The 12,750-nt window shown below is 74.0% G+C and carries 13 protein-coding genes; 5 read left to right on the top strand and 8 right to left on the bottom strand.

Annotated elements, in window-relative coordinates:
• Window positions 1-28: 28 nt before the first annotated feature.
• Window positions 29-1,618 (top strand): serine/threonine-protein kinase, encoded by a 1,590-nt coding sequence (locus BM242_RS30810; RefSeq protein WP_093839044.1) that lies wholly within the window; start codon window positions 29-31, stop codon window positions 1,616-1,618.
• 407 nt (window positions 1,619-2,025) lie between these two features.
• Here BM242_RS30810 and BM242_RS13495 read toward each other — a convergent pair whose 3' ends face one another.
• Genes BM242_RS13495 through BM242_RS13485 form a run of 3 tightly spaced genes read right to left on the bottom strand, consistent with a single transcriptional unit; the run spans window position 2,026 to window position 3,900 of the window.
• Window positions 2,026-2,751, bottom strand: a complete 726-nt coding sequence (locus tag BM242_RS13495) for a maleylpyruvate isomerase family mycothiol-dependent enzyme (protein WP_093839131.1) — start codon at window positions 2,749-2,751, stop codon at window positions 2,026-2,028.
• A gap of 40 nt (window positions 2,752-2,791) precedes the next feature.
• Window positions 2,792-3,397 carry a hypothetical protein gene (locus tag BM242_RS13490; protein ID WP_093839043.1) on the bottom strand — a complete coding sequence of 202 codons (606 nt, stop codon included), beginning with the start codon at window positions 3,395-3,397 and terminating at the stop codon, window positions 2,792-2,794.
• Window positions 3,394-3,900, bottom strand: a complete 507-nt coding sequence (locus BM242_RS13485) for an RNA polymerase sigma factor (RefSeq protein ID WP_245834042.1) — start codon at window positions 3,898-3,900, stop codon at window positions 3,394-3,396. Before BM242_RS13485 ends, BM242_RS13490 begins: the two co-directional genes overlap by 4 nt.
• Before the next feature lie 255 nt (window positions 3,901-4,155).
• On the opposite strand from BM242_RS13485, the gene BM242_RS13480 reads away from it, so the two are divergent.
• Window positions 4,156-4,530, top strand: a complete 375-nt coding sequence (locus BM242_RS13480; protein ID WP_093839042.1) for a peptidase inhibitor family I36 protein — start codon at window positions 4,156-4,158, stop codon at window positions 4,528-4,530.
• A gap of 140 nt (window positions 4,531-4,670) precedes the next feature.
• Here the strand turns inward: BM242_RS13480 and BM242_RS30175 are convergent, their stop codons facing one another.
• Window positions 4,671-6,281 (bottom strand): exonuclease domain-containing protein, encoded by a 1,611-nt coding sequence (locus BM242_RS30175; RefSeq protein ID WP_342746960.1) that lies wholly within the window; start codon window positions 6,279-6,281, stop codon window positions 4,671-4,673.
• 243 nt (window positions 6,282-6,524) lie between these two features.
• On the opposite strand from BM242_RS30175, the gene BM242_RS29385 reads away from it, so the two are divergent.
• Window positions 6,525-6,971, top strand: a complete 447-nt coding sequence (locus BM242_RS29385) for a hypothetical protein (RefSeq protein ID WP_175541400.1) — start codon at window positions 6,525-6,527, stop codon at window positions 6,969-6,971.
• Here the strand turns inward: BM242_RS29385 and BM242_RS13465 are convergent.
• From BM242_RS13465 to BM242_RS13455, 3 genes are all read right to left on the bottom strand, one after another.
• Window positions 6,947-7,753, bottom strand: a complete 807-nt coding sequence (locus BM242_RS13465; RefSeq protein WP_093839041.1) for a Mut7-C RNAse domain-containing protein — start codon at window positions 7,751-7,753, stop codon at window positions 6,947-6,949. The two genes, BM242_RS29385 and BM242_RS13465, sit on opposite strands and share 25 nt — an antisense overlap.
• Entirely contained in the window at window positions 7,750-8,016 is a 267-nt protein-coding gene (locus BM242_RS13460; RefSeq protein WP_175541399.1) for an acylphosphatase, read from the bottom strand. The genes BM242_RS13465 and BM242_RS13460 overlap by 4 nt, the downstream gene beginning before the upstream one ends.
• A gap of 96 nt (window positions 8,017-8,112) precedes the next feature.
• Window positions 8,113-9,567 (bottom strand): WGR domain-containing protein, encoded by a 1,455-nt coding sequence (locus BM242_RS13455; protein ID WP_093839127.1) that lies wholly within the window; start codon window positions 9,565-9,567, stop codon window positions 8,113-8,115.
• Window positions 9,568-9,783: 216 nt separating this feature from the next.
• Between BM242_RS13455 and BM242_RS13450 the strand changes: the two genes are divergently transcribed.
• Together BM242_RS13450 and BM242_RS13445 are read left to right on the top strand one after the other, a co-directional pair.
• Window positions 9,784-10,206, top strand: a complete 423-nt coding sequence (locus BM242_RS13450) for a type II toxin-antitoxin system PemK/MazF family toxin (protein WP_093839128.1) — start codon at window positions 9,784-9,786, stop codon at window positions 10,204-10,206.
• Between the two features lie 30 nt (window positions 10,207-10,236).
• Entirely contained in the window at window positions 10,237-10,974 is a 738-nt protein-coding gene (locus BM242_RS13445; RefSeq protein WP_425443853.1) for a PIG-L deacetylase family protein, read from the top strand.
• Window positions 10,975-11,047: 73 nt separating this feature from the next.
• Here the strand turns inward: BM242_RS13445 and BM242_RS13440 are convergent, their stop codons facing one another.
• The gene (locus tag BM242_RS13440; protein ID WP_425443850.1) at window positions 11,048-12,460 is read right to left on the bottom strand and encodes an MFS transporter; all 1,413 of its coding nucleotides are present in this window, start codon (window positions 12,458-12,460) and stop codon (window positions 11,048-11,050) included.
• Between the last annotated feature and the right edge of the window lie 290 nt (window positions 12,461-12,750).

The following is a 12,750-nucleotide window of genomic DNA, read 5'->3' as shown; positions in this document are numbered from 1 at the left end:
GCCGGACGATCTCGGGGAAGGGCCGGCGATGGAGTATCGGTCGCGGCGGATCGCGAACCGTTATGAGCTGAGCGCGCCGCTCGACGGCGGGGGGATGGGCGTGGTCTGGGAGGGCTACGACACCGTGCTGGACCGTCCGGTCGCGGTCAAGCGGATCCGCGCGGAGAAGGCGCGGACCCCTGGCCAACGGGCGGAGCTGGCCCAGCGGTTCAAACGGGAGGCGAGGGTCACCGCCAGGATCGAGCATCCCGGTGTGCCCGCCGTCTACGACGCGGCCATCGACCGCGACCCGGCGGACGAGAACGCGCTGGACGAGCTCTATCTGGTGATGCAGCTGGTCCGCGGCCGGTCCCTCGGGGACATCCTGGCAGAGCACGGCGAGCCGTTGCCGCTGGCGTGGGCGGTGTCGATCGCCGCCCAGATCTGCTCGGTGCTCTCCTTCGCCCACGCGGTGCCGGTGGTGCACCGCGATCTCAAGCCGGGCAATGTGATGATCGATGACACCGGCCATGTGAAGGTGCTCGACTTCGGCGTGGCCGCCGTGCTGGGCACGGACGTCACGCAGATCACCGATACCGGTCAGATGGTCGGCACCCGCGACTACATGTCACCCGAGCAGTTCCACGGCGTGGGGGTCAGCCCGCGCAGCGACCTGTACGCGCTCGGCTGCCTGCTGCACGAGATGCTCAGCGGCGGCAAGGTCTTCGACGGCACCAGTGACCCGGCCCTCCAGCATGTGCACGAGGAACCCGTGCCGTTGCGCGTCCTCAACCCCGGGGTGCCGCCGGAACTGGAGGACCTGGTCCTCGATCTGCTGGCCAAGGCGCCGGAGGACCGGCCGGCCTCGGCGGAGGAGGTGCACCGGCGGCTCAGCCCGTACCTGCCCGGACCGGGACAGGCCGCCGAGCCGGTGGCGCCTGCTGTGACGGGTGTCCCGAACCCCACCCGGCCCTACCGCCGCCCGCTCGCCCCCAGGCAGCAGCCCGTGCGGCCCGCCGCGTCGGCCCTGCCCGGGCCAGAGCCGTCGACGCCTCCCGAGCAGCCGCCCGCCGTGGCGATGGCGGAGCTCAAGGAGGCCGAGGAGCACGCGTTCGCCCTGATCGACGAGGAGCGTTTCTCGCAGGCAGTGGGTGTGCTGGAGGAGGTCATCGCCGCCTCGCCGGTCGGGCCGGACCATCCTCGGATGCTCGAGATCCGGGAGACCCACGCCGCGGCCCTGGTGCTCGGCCGTGACTACCGCCGGGGACTGGTGGCCTTCCAGGCCCTGATCGCGTCCTGGTCGCGGATCGACGGTCCGGAGAGCGAGCGGGCTGTGGAGTACCGGCAGCAGGCGGCGGTCTGCCTGGCCGCTCTCGGCGAGACCGAGGACGCGCTGGCCGAGTACCGGGCGCTGCTGTCGCTCGCGGAGCAGCGCGGCAGGACGCCCGGCGGTGGCAGCGTCGGCGAGCTGCGCCGCCGGATCGGTGACCTGCTGCTCGCCGCACATCGCATCCGCGAGGCCGCCCACGTCTTCCGGGCCCTGCTGGCCGAACTGACCGCCGACCACGGACCGGAGCATCCGGAGGCCCGGGAGATCCGCGACCTACTGACCCGGATCGAATTCACAGGTGGCACTTGACGTGCGGACGGCTGCGGGGCAGGGGCACCGTGTCGGTACCTGAGCGCGTCTGGTGGAGTGCGCTTCGCCGGCCTCTGCGAACCTGGGGACACATATGGCCGGCTCATTCCCGGGCGCACCGGCTGCTGTGAGGGGGGCTGCAAGACCGGCCGCCCTGCCACAACGTAAAGGGGCCTACGAGGTGGGCTCCCTGCGCCGGCATTGTCCGGATCAGGTTCTGGAGGTCGCCTTCCGGTCGCATGACCTTCTGGCCTCTCAGCCCGTCGTCGCAGTCTCTCCGGGTTTGACCCCTCGGATCCTGCGGTCGATCGAACTCCCTCGCTCGCCCCGTAGGCTCTTTCCAGAGTAGTACGACATATGGGTATGTCAAGGGGGAAAGATGAGAAAACGGGCATAGTGGGGCGGAATCAGGTGAGGGCGATGTGGTCGAGCCAGGTGTCCAGGACGGCGGTCTCGCCGAGGATCTGGATGTCCTCGCTGTCGGCCGGATACCGCCGGTAGGCGAGGAGCAGCAGGGCGGTCATCGGGGCGCGGACCGCGGTGGTGGCCTTCTGGTGGGCGTGGCGCCAGGTGAAGCCCCCGGAGCCCGTGGGGGAGGGGCCGGTGAAGTCGATCAGCCACTCGGCGTTCCCGGCGTCGGTGGCGTGCAGGTGCAGAGACCGGCCGGCCAGGCCGCGCAGACCGGGCAGATCCTCGCCGGCGAACATCTCCAGAAGCTCGTCCAGGCCGTCCGCCGCCAGATCGGGTGCGACCTCCAGCGGTGCGCCCAGCGCCAGGGCGGCGTCGGCGTGGTGGACCGTCAGATCATGGGCGGCGCGCCGGGCCCAGTACCGTGCGGGCTGCTTCAGGCCCCAGGACTCCGTCTGGGCGTCCGGCCCCGCGGCGCGCAGGGCGGCGGCGAAGTCCTCGGCGCAGTCGGTGAGCCGCGGCGGGACCTCCCGGGCGGGGTTCCCGGCCGCGGCGCCGCCCAGGGTCGCCAGATTGCCGCGGACGTGGACGGAGAGCTCGGTCAGCGTCCAGCCCGGGCAGGTGGGCAGCGGTGTCTGCGGGGCGGCGCCGGCCAGCAGCGTCTCCAGCAGCGCGGCCCGCGCCGTGACCTCGTTCAGATAGCGCTCGAAAGGCAGCGGTGTCATGACGGCCACGTTAGCCACCGGCACTGACAGTGGCCGCGGCTCAGCGCGCCGCCGCCGCGATCTCGTCCTCGGTGCAGAGGCGCACCTCGACGGTGTTGCGGGTGCGGGCACCGGGCAGCCAGCCCTGGGTGCCGTCCTCGGTGGTGACCAGATACCAGCGCCGGGACGAGACGCCGCTCTCGTCGGTCAGCAGGGTCCCGTCCCCGATGACGCAGCGGGCCGTGACCGTGTCGCCGTGCCACACCCGCCCGGTGTGATTGCCCGGCTCGGCGTACACACCGTACGGATCGGCGGCCAGATGCAGGCTGCACTCGATGACCCGCAGCGGGCGGCATGCCCGCTCCGCGTTGTAAACCGTCAGCGGGACCGTCTCCGGGGCGGCGGCCGGGGCGGTTCCGGGGCGGGGACCTGCCAGCCACCAGGCGCCGGCGGCGACCGCCGCGACGGCCACGGCCGCCCCCAGCCCGGCGGCCAGCGAGGCCGCCAGCGCCGCCGGACGGGGCCAGGACCGGCGGCGGGGCGGATACACCGGTCCGGCCCGCATCCGCTGCCAGAGGTCCGGCGGCACCACGACGGAATCCTCGGCCTCGGCCAGCCGGGCCCGCACCAGTTCGGCCGTCTGCTCGCGGGAGAGGTCGCTGCTCATCGCGGCGCCGTCCCCTCCGGGGAGCCCAGCACGCGGCGCAGCGTGTCCAGCGCCCGGGCCCGGGCCCGGGCGGCCGTGCCGCGGTGCACGCCCAGGATCTTCGCCGCCTGGTCGACGGTGTAGCCGTCGAGATCCATCAGGATCATCACTCCCGCCTGCCGCACCGGGAGCTGCGACAGCAGCCGCACCGCCTCCAGCTCGGCCGCCTTGCGGTGCAGGCCGCCGTCCCAGACGCCGCCGTTGCCGGCCGGCGGCTCGACACTCTCCTGCACCACCAGCCGCCGGTCGCGCCGCCAGGCGTCCCGCACCACGCTGAGCAGCGCCGCGAAGGCATAGGCGTACGGCTCCGGATGGACCGTCAGCCGTTCCGGCCGGGCGGCGAGTTTCAGATAGGTGTCGTGCACGAAATCCTCCGCCGTCTGGGAGGACGGGGTCAGCAGCGCCGCCCTCCGGTACAGCCGCGGCAGCAGGGCGCAGAACACCTCGTCGAAACGCCGCGCCACGGCAGCTCGGTTATCCCCAATGCCCACCCCCGCTGAGCTCATGACGGCCGGTTCGCGCAGCGCGACGGCCGGTTCCCGGTGGTCATGATCCGCGCCGGACGCCGCGGCCACCAGCCCTTTCCGCCTTCTCTGCGGGCGGTTCACCCGTTCCGGTGAACGGGGCCGTCGCTGCCAGACGGGCGGGGCGGGCCGTACGTGTGCGTGGTGTGTCCGGCCGGCCGGGCCGGCGAGCAACCGACAGTACGAGGAGACTCCATGTCACCCAGGCGCCACCGCGTGCTCTTCACCCTCATCACCACGGCGGGGCTCGGCATGACCCTGCTGGCCGGCGGCCCCGTTGCCACGGCTTCGCAGGCCGCCGCGCCCATCTGCGGGGAGAACGAGATCTGTTTCTGGGAGAAGAACGACTTCGTGGGCACTCCCTGGCGCTGGTCGCCCGCCAACGGCTACCGGGACATGCCCTCCCATCTTCATGACAACGTCGGTTCCTTCATGGCGAACGCCCCGGGCTGCTTCATCGACTGGCAGCCCGAGGAGCGGCGCACGGTGGCCCCGGGCGACTACTCCCGCGCCTACCAGGCGGACGGCAAGTTCGGCTCGCGCATCGACGCGGTCGCGCCGTCCTGCTGAGGGGCCGCCCTCCGACCCGGCCGCCCGGTGCCGTCCCCGGGCGGCCGGGACCCACCCCCGGGGCGCCGGCGCCGGTTGCGGTGCCCCGGGGCCGGCTCTCCGCCGCGGCACCGCTGCCGGCCTCGACGCCACCGGGCCGGTTACCGGGGGGAGGATGCGGGGGAGGCGGCGGAGAGCCGGCGGCGACAGCGTGCGGCGCGCCGGGCGATGGCGTCCCAGGCGGCGCGGGCACCCCGGCCGCGGCGGCCGTTCAGGGCGCGCTCGCAGACCGCCAGCGCGCCGGCGTCGTCTCCCAGCCGCCGCTCGTGATGCAGGGACAGCCGGTTGAACAGGACGACGTCCCGGGCCCCGAGATCCACCGCACGGTGCCAGAGCGCGGCGGCCTCCGCCTGGCGCCCGTGCTTCTCCCACACCTGGCCGACGAAGCGGGCCGCCCGGCCCACGGCGGCCAGATCGCCGGTGGCCTCCAGCAGCGGGAGATGACCGGCGAGCTCGTCCGCCGTCTCCGGGCGGGCGCCGGGCCGGCGCAGAGCGGTGGCGTAATGGGCCACCAGGGCGCCGGCCGGGCTGCCGGTCGCGCAGCTTCCGAGGGTGTCGCAGGACCAGCAGGACTCGCAGCGCGGCAGCGCGGCGATCAGCGTGGCGGGCTCCGGGAACAGGGCGAGCAGCCGGCGCGGCGAGGTGCCGGCCGCGTCCAGATGGGCCAGATGCGCGATGATGCCGCCGATCTCCTCCCGGTCCGGCTCCGCGGAGTCCAGCTCCAGGGCCAGTGCGGTGGTCAGGGCCCGGTGGGCCGCCGCCCCGGCACTCCCCCCGGAGCCCGAGCCGGAGCCGGAGCCGGAGCCGGAGCCGCCGTCGCCGTGGTCGGTCAGCCAGGTGCTGAAGCGTGTCCACAGACGGGGCGCCTCCGGGCACCGGGCCCCGCTCAGGGTGACCAGCGCCCGCTGCCGCCCCTCGGCCGAACCCGGCCGGCGCTCCAGGCTCCGGTGCGCGGCGCGGTGCTCCTCGGTGAGCCCGTCGGCCGCGGAGTCGCAGCGGACCGCGCGCTGCCGGGCGAGCCGCAGCGTCCGGCTGCCCGGATCGCCCAGCCGGGACAGGCCGGTGTGCCCCTCCTCGGCGGCGATGCCCAGCAGATGGAGCAGCAGGGCGGCGGTGGCCTCGGCGTCCGAGTCGGCGCGGTGCGCCCGCAGGGGGATGCGCAGGGCGCGGGCGCAGGTGCCCAGCCGGTGGTTGTCCAGCTCGGGAAGGAACCGCCGGGCCAGGCGGAGGGTGTCCACCACCGTCTCCGGCTGCCACTCCCGGCCGGCCCGCTCCAGTTCGGAGGTGAGGAACAGCAGATCGAAGCCGGCGTTGTGAGCCACCAGCACGCTGCCTTCCAGCCGGCGCAGCAGTTCCGGGACCAGGTCGCGGAACAGCGGTGCCCCGGCGGCCTGTTCGGTGGTGATGCCGTGGATGTGCACCGGCCCGGTGTCCCGCTGGGGATTGCAGAGGCCGAACCAGCGGTCGGTGACCCGGCCGCCCTCCACGGTGACCAGGGCCAGCGAGATGATCCGGTCACCGCGCGCGGGCGACAGCCCGGTGGTCTCGGTGTCCAGGACCACATAGCGCCGCTCGGTGAGCGGGACCGGCGGTGCCGGTGCGGCCGGGGAGGGGACAAGGCCGGCCGCTCCCGGTGCCGCCCCCCGGCCGGCCTGCCCGGTGTCGTTGCGAAGCTCCGCCACGTCCTCCCCTTTCTCGCGGTGCCCGGTCATGCAGTTGTATCGCATCGCACCGACAGCCCCCGCCGCCCCGGCCGCCGGGGTGACGCGGCGCCGGCCCGCCCGGAAGGTGGCCGCGGAATCCAACCGAGTTGGCCCCCCGAGGCGGTAAGCGCCGCTGGGAGACGGTAGGTTGAGGGCCCTCTTGGGCGGTGTGCCGGCGGTTCTCGCCGCAGGTGACGAGGGCGGTGGCACCGGGTCCGGGGGCGCCGTGTCCCGGGCCCTGACGTCAGTTCGATGAAAGGCAGGGCCATGCGCGAGTTCCTGATGGATCTGGACGCGGGGATGGAAGAATTCTTCCGCGACATCGCGCGGTTCATGACAGACGAGTTCGGTATCCCGTACGCCGAGGCGGTCGCCCGCCTGAACGCGGCGTTCGAGCGCTCCCGGTTCGACCCCTATCCCGACATCATGTGCCACGAATCCCCGCGGTACTGGGGGTTCGGGCTGTACTTCCGGCGGCTTCCGGACGGGCGCGAGGTGCCCTGGTGGGAGCCGGACGCCGACCGGTCCGGCTGGGAGATCAAGGATCCCCCGCCGCCCGGCACCCACCACTGGACACTGCCCATTGACGCCGAACCGCCGCCGCCCGTCCCGGGACTGCTGCGGCCCGGCGGACCCGAACCCGGGCTCTACCGCCCGGTCCCGGAGGACGCGCCCTACTCCGAGGACTGGCGGTCCTGACGCACCGGCCCGGGGCCGCCGGCCTCCGGCGGCGGCCCCGGGCGGTCCAGCAGTTCCCGGGCGGCGGCCACCGTGGCCCGAAGGGAACCGTGGTGGGCCCCGCGCCAGTAGATGCGGGCGCAGTCCCGGCAGCGCAGAAAGACGTCGTAGCTGCGGCGGGTGCCCGGCCGCAGCAGGTGCGCGATCTCCGCCTTGTCCACCGGGGCCAGCGCCCCGTTGCAGGCCGGACAGCGCGTCCACGGCTCCAGCGGAGGGGCAAAACGGGTGAGCACATCGGCCAGTTGCTCCTCGGTTCCGCCGCCCCGGACATAGGCCCCGGCCCACAGGGCGCGGCGCCGCAGCAGTCCCCGGTCCTGGGTCAGCAGCACCCGGCGCTCGGCATTGGCCTGCTCCAGCAGCGCCTCGTCCGCGCGCTCGGTGTGATAGGCGGTGTCCAGGCCGAGCAGCCGCAGCCGCCGCGCCAGTCCGCCCAGATGCACATCCAGCAGAAAACGCAGCGGTCTCACCGGCGGCGGCTGGGGCCGTGCCACGGGCAGGACGTCGACCACCACGTCCGCGCAGGGGGACGGCCGCGGCACATGACCGGCCGGCACGGGCGTGCCGTCCGTGCGGATCTCCCCGACCTCGGTCAGCGGGATCCCCAGGGACTGGATGACATGGCCCACGGTCGAGGTGCCGTCGTGCGGCACCACGGGCTCGCCGGAGCGGTGCCGGGAATGCAGCAGGAGGCGCAGCGCCGGATCGATGCGCAGCCGCAGCCCGGGCCGCCGGGTGCCGGTCATCGGATGTCGAAGGCGGCGAGGCCCTCCGGCTCCTCCTCCGACTCCCGGACGTTGTCCACCCGGGCGGAGGGCGAGCCCCGGCGGGACCACTCGACCAGGCGGCTGACCGCCTCCGGTTCCCCCTCGAAGACCGCCTCCACCGAGCCGTCGGGGAGGTTGCGCACCCAGCCGGCGACCCTGTGGACGATCGCCTCGGAGCGGCAGGAGTCCCGGAAGAACACCCCCTGCACCCGTCCCGAGACCACGACGCGCTTCCGGATCATGGTGTGGCACCTCCCGTCCGCCGCGGAACACCCGCCGGAGCCCGCCGCCCCGGTCGGCGCCATCCTAGGATTCGGGCGGGCACGCAGCGCGACGGCTCACAGCAGGCGGCGTATCGTGCCCCGAACGCGGTAGAAGCCGCCGGACGCCGGATGCAGGGACTCCACCACGAACCGGGCGCCCGGCTCCCGGATGGCCCGCGGGAACTGGACGTACCAGCCCGGCTCGTATCCCTCGGAGACCACCTGGACCCGGACCCGGCCCTCCTGCCGCACGCATTCCACGATCACGCCCGCCGTGTCGCCGGCCGCGGCGGCGCTCACCGTGGGCAGCACCTCGGCGGAGGTCGCCGGGGTGTGGGCGGGCAGACCGGCGGCGGACTTGATGTCCTGGGTCTGCGGCAGGGAGCCGCGCTCGGCCGCCTCGATCGCCGCCGGGCTTGCGTCGATGCAGGCCAGTGTGCCGTCGGTGGTGACGATGTAGAGGCGCTCGTCGAGATACTGCATGGACAGCGCCGAGCCGCAGCCGGTGCCCAGCTTCCACAGCCGGTCGCCGGACTCGTCGAAGCAGTACACCGAGGAGGCGTTGTCCCCGGCGAACACATACCGGCCGCCGGGCGCGGTGGCGCAGGAGTAGACCACGGCGTCACAGCGGTAGTCGGCGAGCACTCTGCCGTCCCGCTTGGCCAGCCGCTGCACCAGCCTGCGGTCGGTCCCCGCGTAGACGGAATCCGCCTCCTGCCAGCCGAAGAGCACCGCGCCGGTGGTGGCCGTGTGCCAGAGCTGCCGGCCGCCCTCGGGGGTGTAGGCCGTCACCCCGCGGCTGTGCCCGTGGTAGGCCGCGCGGTCATCGGCCCGGATCATCCAGGCGTGCGCTCCGGTGCCGGTGCGCGACCACTGGAACTCGTCCTCGTGGTCGATGACGGTCAGTCCGCCGTTGCGGTCCGAGACATGCAGTACGCCCTGGTGGATGTCCAGCCAGAAGATGTCCACATCGGCCGAGATCTCGTAGGCCGCGAACGGCAGCTTGGAGGACAGGTCGTAGACCGAGCCGTCGTCGCAGCCGGCGTAGATCCAGAAGTCGTCGGCCACCAGGCACTTGACGCCGTCCGGCAGGCTGAACCGGGACAGCACCTCACCGTCGTGCGCCAGGGCGTACACGTCGCCGGACTGATTGCCCACCCAGCAGCGTTCGTCGTCGATGTGGATGCCGAAGGCCGAGGCGCCGGTGCGGAACCGCCACAGGACCGGCGCGGTGGCGCGGGCCGTGGAGGCGGCCGAGGCGACCTGGCGGCGCGTCACCGGCCGGGGGGCCCGGCCGCCGGGCACGGCCGGCTCATACCCCTTGCGCCGCTTCTCCGCCAGCTTCTTCTCGGCCGCCGCCCGGGCCGCCGCCGGGCTGGCGAAGCCGGACCGCTTGAGCTGGCCCTCGGTGCCGATGCGGCCGTAGCGGATGGCGACGCTGGTGCCGTCGACCGTCACCTCGTAGAACTTGTGCGCTCCGCCCCCGGACTCGGACAGCTCCAGATAGGTCGTCACGGGCGCGCCGGACATCGCGGACATGGCAAGGCTCCCTCCCGGTCGGCCGGTTCGGTCGGCCGACGTGTGATCAACAACCTAAGGGAGTCCACTGACAACGCGCCCCCGCGTCCCCCCGGCCGCGCTGTCGGAGCCGGACGGTACGGTGTGGCCGTGACGATCACGAACGGCGGAACGGGCAGGCCGCCCGGCGACGGCGGCCGGGTGCCGGGCAGCGCCGCGGTCCCGGCCATGCCGGGGCGGGCGGGCACGGGGGCGACGGTGGAGGTCGACCCCGGGTCGATGCGGGTGGTGCGGTTCGCCTACGCGCCCGATCCGGACGGTGATCCCGATCCCGGCGAAATCGTCTGGACCTGGGTCCCGTACGAGGAGATGGACGGCCGTGGCAAGGACCGCCCGGTGCTGGTGGTGGCCCGGGAGGCGGGGGACAGCCTGCTGGCCGTGCAGCTCACCAGCCGGCGGCGGGACAACCACCACGAGTGGGTGGCCATAGGCAGCGGTCCGTGGGACGGCAGGGGCCGGGAGTCCTGGGTCGATCTGGACCGGGTGCTGCGGGTGCATCCGCAGGGGATGCGGCGCGAGGCATGCGCGCTGGATCTGGCCCGGTTCACCCTGGTGGCGCACCGGCTCCAGCAGCGTTACGGCTGGCGCTGACGGGCAGGAAGATCGCTGGTACGTTCGGGGATCATGACGGAGAAGCTGACGGCCATGCCCCTGGACTGGGACCGGGCGCTGGCCATCGTGGCGCACCCCGACGATCTGGAGTACGGCGCGGCGGCGGCCGTCGCGGAGTGGACCGACCAGGGCAAGCACATCGGCTATCTGCTGGTCACCCGTGGTGAGGCGGGCATCGACGGGCTGCCGCCCGGGGAGTGCGCGGCGATCCGGGAGCAGGAGCAGCGGGCCAGCGCCGCGGTGGTCGGGGTGGAGACGGTCGAGTTCCTGGACCACCGGGACGGGGTGATCGAGGAGGGGGTGGCGCTGCGGCGGGATCTCGCCGCGGCCGTCCGCCGGCACCGGCCGGACCTGCTGATCACCATCAACCACCGGGACACCTGGGGCGGACGGTTCTGGAACACGCCCGATCACCGGGCCGTCGGCCGGGCGGTGATCGACGCCGCGGCGGACGCGGGCAACCGCTGGATCTTTCCGGAGCAGCTGCGGGACGGCTCCCTGGAACCCTGGGGCGGGGTGCGCTGGGTGGCGGTCGCGGCCTCGCCGGAGGCCACCCATGCGCAGCCGGTCGGGGACGGCTCGGTGGAGCGGGCGATCCGCTCGCTGACCGAGCACCGGGCCTATCTGGAAGGGCTGGGCGCCGACCCGGCGGAGTATGCCCGGGATCTGATCACCCGCGGGGCCGGGGGCGCCGCGGAACGCTTCGACGGCCGGCGCTGCGTAGCGTTCGAGCTCTTCCCGCGCTGATTCCGGCCCTTCTCGCCTCCTCGGGCGGCGGATGCCCGCATGCCCGCAATGCGCGGCCCCGCCCGCCGCCCGGTCAGCCGGGATCCGGGCCGGTGCCCTTGGCGGGGTGGGGCGCGGTGACGACGGCGAGCAGGACGACGGGGACGAGGAGCGCCGCCGCCAGGGCGGTCAGCCAGCCGTAGCCGGCCACGGACACCACCAGGCCGGCCAGCGCGCCGCCCGCCCCCGCGCTGGCGTTCATCGCGAGGTCGGAGAGTCCCTGCGCGGCCGGCCGGTCGCCCGGGGGGACCGAGTCGGTGAGCAGTGCCGAGCCGCCCACCAGCCCGCCCGACCAGCCGAGTCCCAGCAGGAAGAGCCCGACGGCGGTCTGGGCGTGATTGCCGCCGGCCGTCCCGGCCAGCAGCGCGGCCAGGGCCAGCAGGCCCACTCCGCCCAGCACCACGCTGTACCGGCCGAGCCGGTCCGCGACCCAGCCGACCAGCGGTGAGAAGGCGTACATGCCGGTGATGTGGCCGCTGATCACCAGGCCGATGAGCTGGATGTCCGCGCCATGGTGATCCAGATCCAGCGGGGTCATCACCATGATGGCCACCATCACGGTGTGGGACAGCGCCACCGCGGCCAGCGCCAGCCGGGCCTGGGGCGAGGCCGAGATCGCGGCCAGCCCGGCCCGCAGCGAGCGTTCGTGCGCGCCGCTGTCCGGACCCCGGTCCGGGCCGCTGTCCGGGCCGCCGTCGGCAGCGGCCGGACCGGCGGCCAGCGCGCGGGCGGTGAGCAGCGGGTCCGGCCGCAGCAGCACGCCGACGGTCAGCCCGGCCAGCAGGAAGATGACCGCCGCCCACAGAAAGGGGCCGGCGGTCTCGGGTATCCGCTCGCTCAGCGCGCTGACGCTCCGCCCCGCGGGAGCGGCGATGTTCGGCCCCAGCACGGCGCCCAGGGTGGTCGCCCACATGACCGCGGCGATGGCCCGCGCCCGCTGTTCCGGTGCGGCCAGGTCCGCCGCCGCGAACCGGGTCTGGAGATTGGCCGCGGAGGAGGCGCCGAACACCGCCATGCCGAGCAGCAGCAGCGGGAAGTTCCCCAGCACCGCCGCCGCCACCACCACCAGGCCGCCCGCGGCACCGAGCAGATAGCCCAGCATCAGCCCCGGCCGCCGCCCGCGACGGGACATCAGTGCCGCCAGCGGCAGCGACAGCACCGCCGTGCCCAGCACGGAGGCGGTCAGGGCCAGGCCGGACAGGCCCTCGGAACCGCTGACGTCGGCGGCCAGCAGTGCGGCCAGGGCGATGCCGGTGGCCACGCCGAAGCCCCCCAGGATCTGGCTGGCGACGAGGACGGCGGTGGTGCGGCGGCGCAGGGCCGCCAGGTCGACGCCGGCCGGCACGGACGCCCGGGCGGGCCGGGGTTCCGCGGCGGCCGGTGAGACGGTCGCGGCCGGAGACGGGGCGTCGGGACCGGCGGTGCCGGTCTGCTCGGTGTCTTTCACAGGGGTGAGTCTGCCAGCCGGGGCCTTGCCCGGTCCCGCGGATTACCGCCGGTCACCATCGATTACCACGGATTGCCACGGATTGCCACGGAATTGGTCCCGGGTGCCGGGACAAAGGTCCCGGCCCGGGGGAGGGCGAAAGGTAAAGCGGTGGTGAGGTGGGCCACACCCCGTTTAGTGCCTACTATAAAGACTCGTGGGAATGCGGATCGAACGTCCGGGACCTTTGTCCCGGTGGCCCGGGATAAACGGCTTCCGAGGCCGGGACATTCGTGGCGCGGCGCCCGGCC

The sequence above is a fragment of the Streptomyces aidingensis genome (assembly GCF_900112355.1).
Lineage (GTDB): Bacteria > Actinomycetota > Actinomycetes > Streptomycetales > Streptomycetaceae > Streptomyces > Streptomyces aidingensis.
This window is presented reverse-complemented; position numbering and strand designations above follow the sequence as displayed.

Excerpts from the sequence above, each read along its gene's own strand:
- BM242_RS30810 (WP_093839044.1), top strand. The coding sequence starts at position 29 with ATGGAGTATCGGTCGCGGCGGATCGCGAACCGTTATGAGCTGAGCGCG.
- BM242_RS13495 (WP_093839131.1), bottom strand. The coding sequence starts at position 2,751 with ATGACACCGCTGCCTTTCGAGCGCTATCTGAACGAGGTCACGGCGCGG.
- BM242_RS13490 (WP_093839043.1), bottom strand. The coding sequence starts at position 3,397 with ATGAGCAGCGACCTCTCCCGCGAGCAGACGGCCGAACTGGTGCGGGCC.
- BM242_RS13480 (WP_093839042.1), top strand. The coding sequence starts at position 4,156 with ATGTCACCCAGGCGCCACCGCGTGCTCTTCACCCTCATCACCACGGCG.
- BM242_RS30175 (WP_342746960.1), bottom strand. The coding sequence starts at position 6,281 with ATGACCGGGCACCGCGAGAAAGGGGAGGACGTGGCGGAGCTTCGCAAC.
- BM242_RS29385 (WP_175541400.1), top strand. The coding sequence starts at position 6,525 with ATGAAAGGCAGGGCCATGCGCGAGTTCCTGATGGATCTGGACGCGGGG.
- BM242_RS13465 (WP_093839041.1), bottom strand. The coding sequence starts at position 7,753 with ATGACCGGCACCCGGCGGCCCGGGCTGCGGCTGCGCATCGATCCGGCG.
- BM242_RS13460 (WP_175541399.1), bottom strand. The coding sequence starts at position 8,016 with ATGATCCGGAAGCGCGTCGTGGTCTCGGGACGGGTGCAGGGGGTGTTC.
- BM242_RS13455 (WP_093839127.1), bottom strand. The coding sequence starts at position 9,567 with ATGTCCGGCGCGCCCGTGACGACCTATCTGGAGCTGTCCGAGTCCGGG.
- BM242_RS13450 (WP_093839128.1), top strand. The coding sequence starts at position 9,784 with ATGCCGGGGCGGGCGGGCACGGGGGCGACGGTGGAGGTCGACCCCGGG.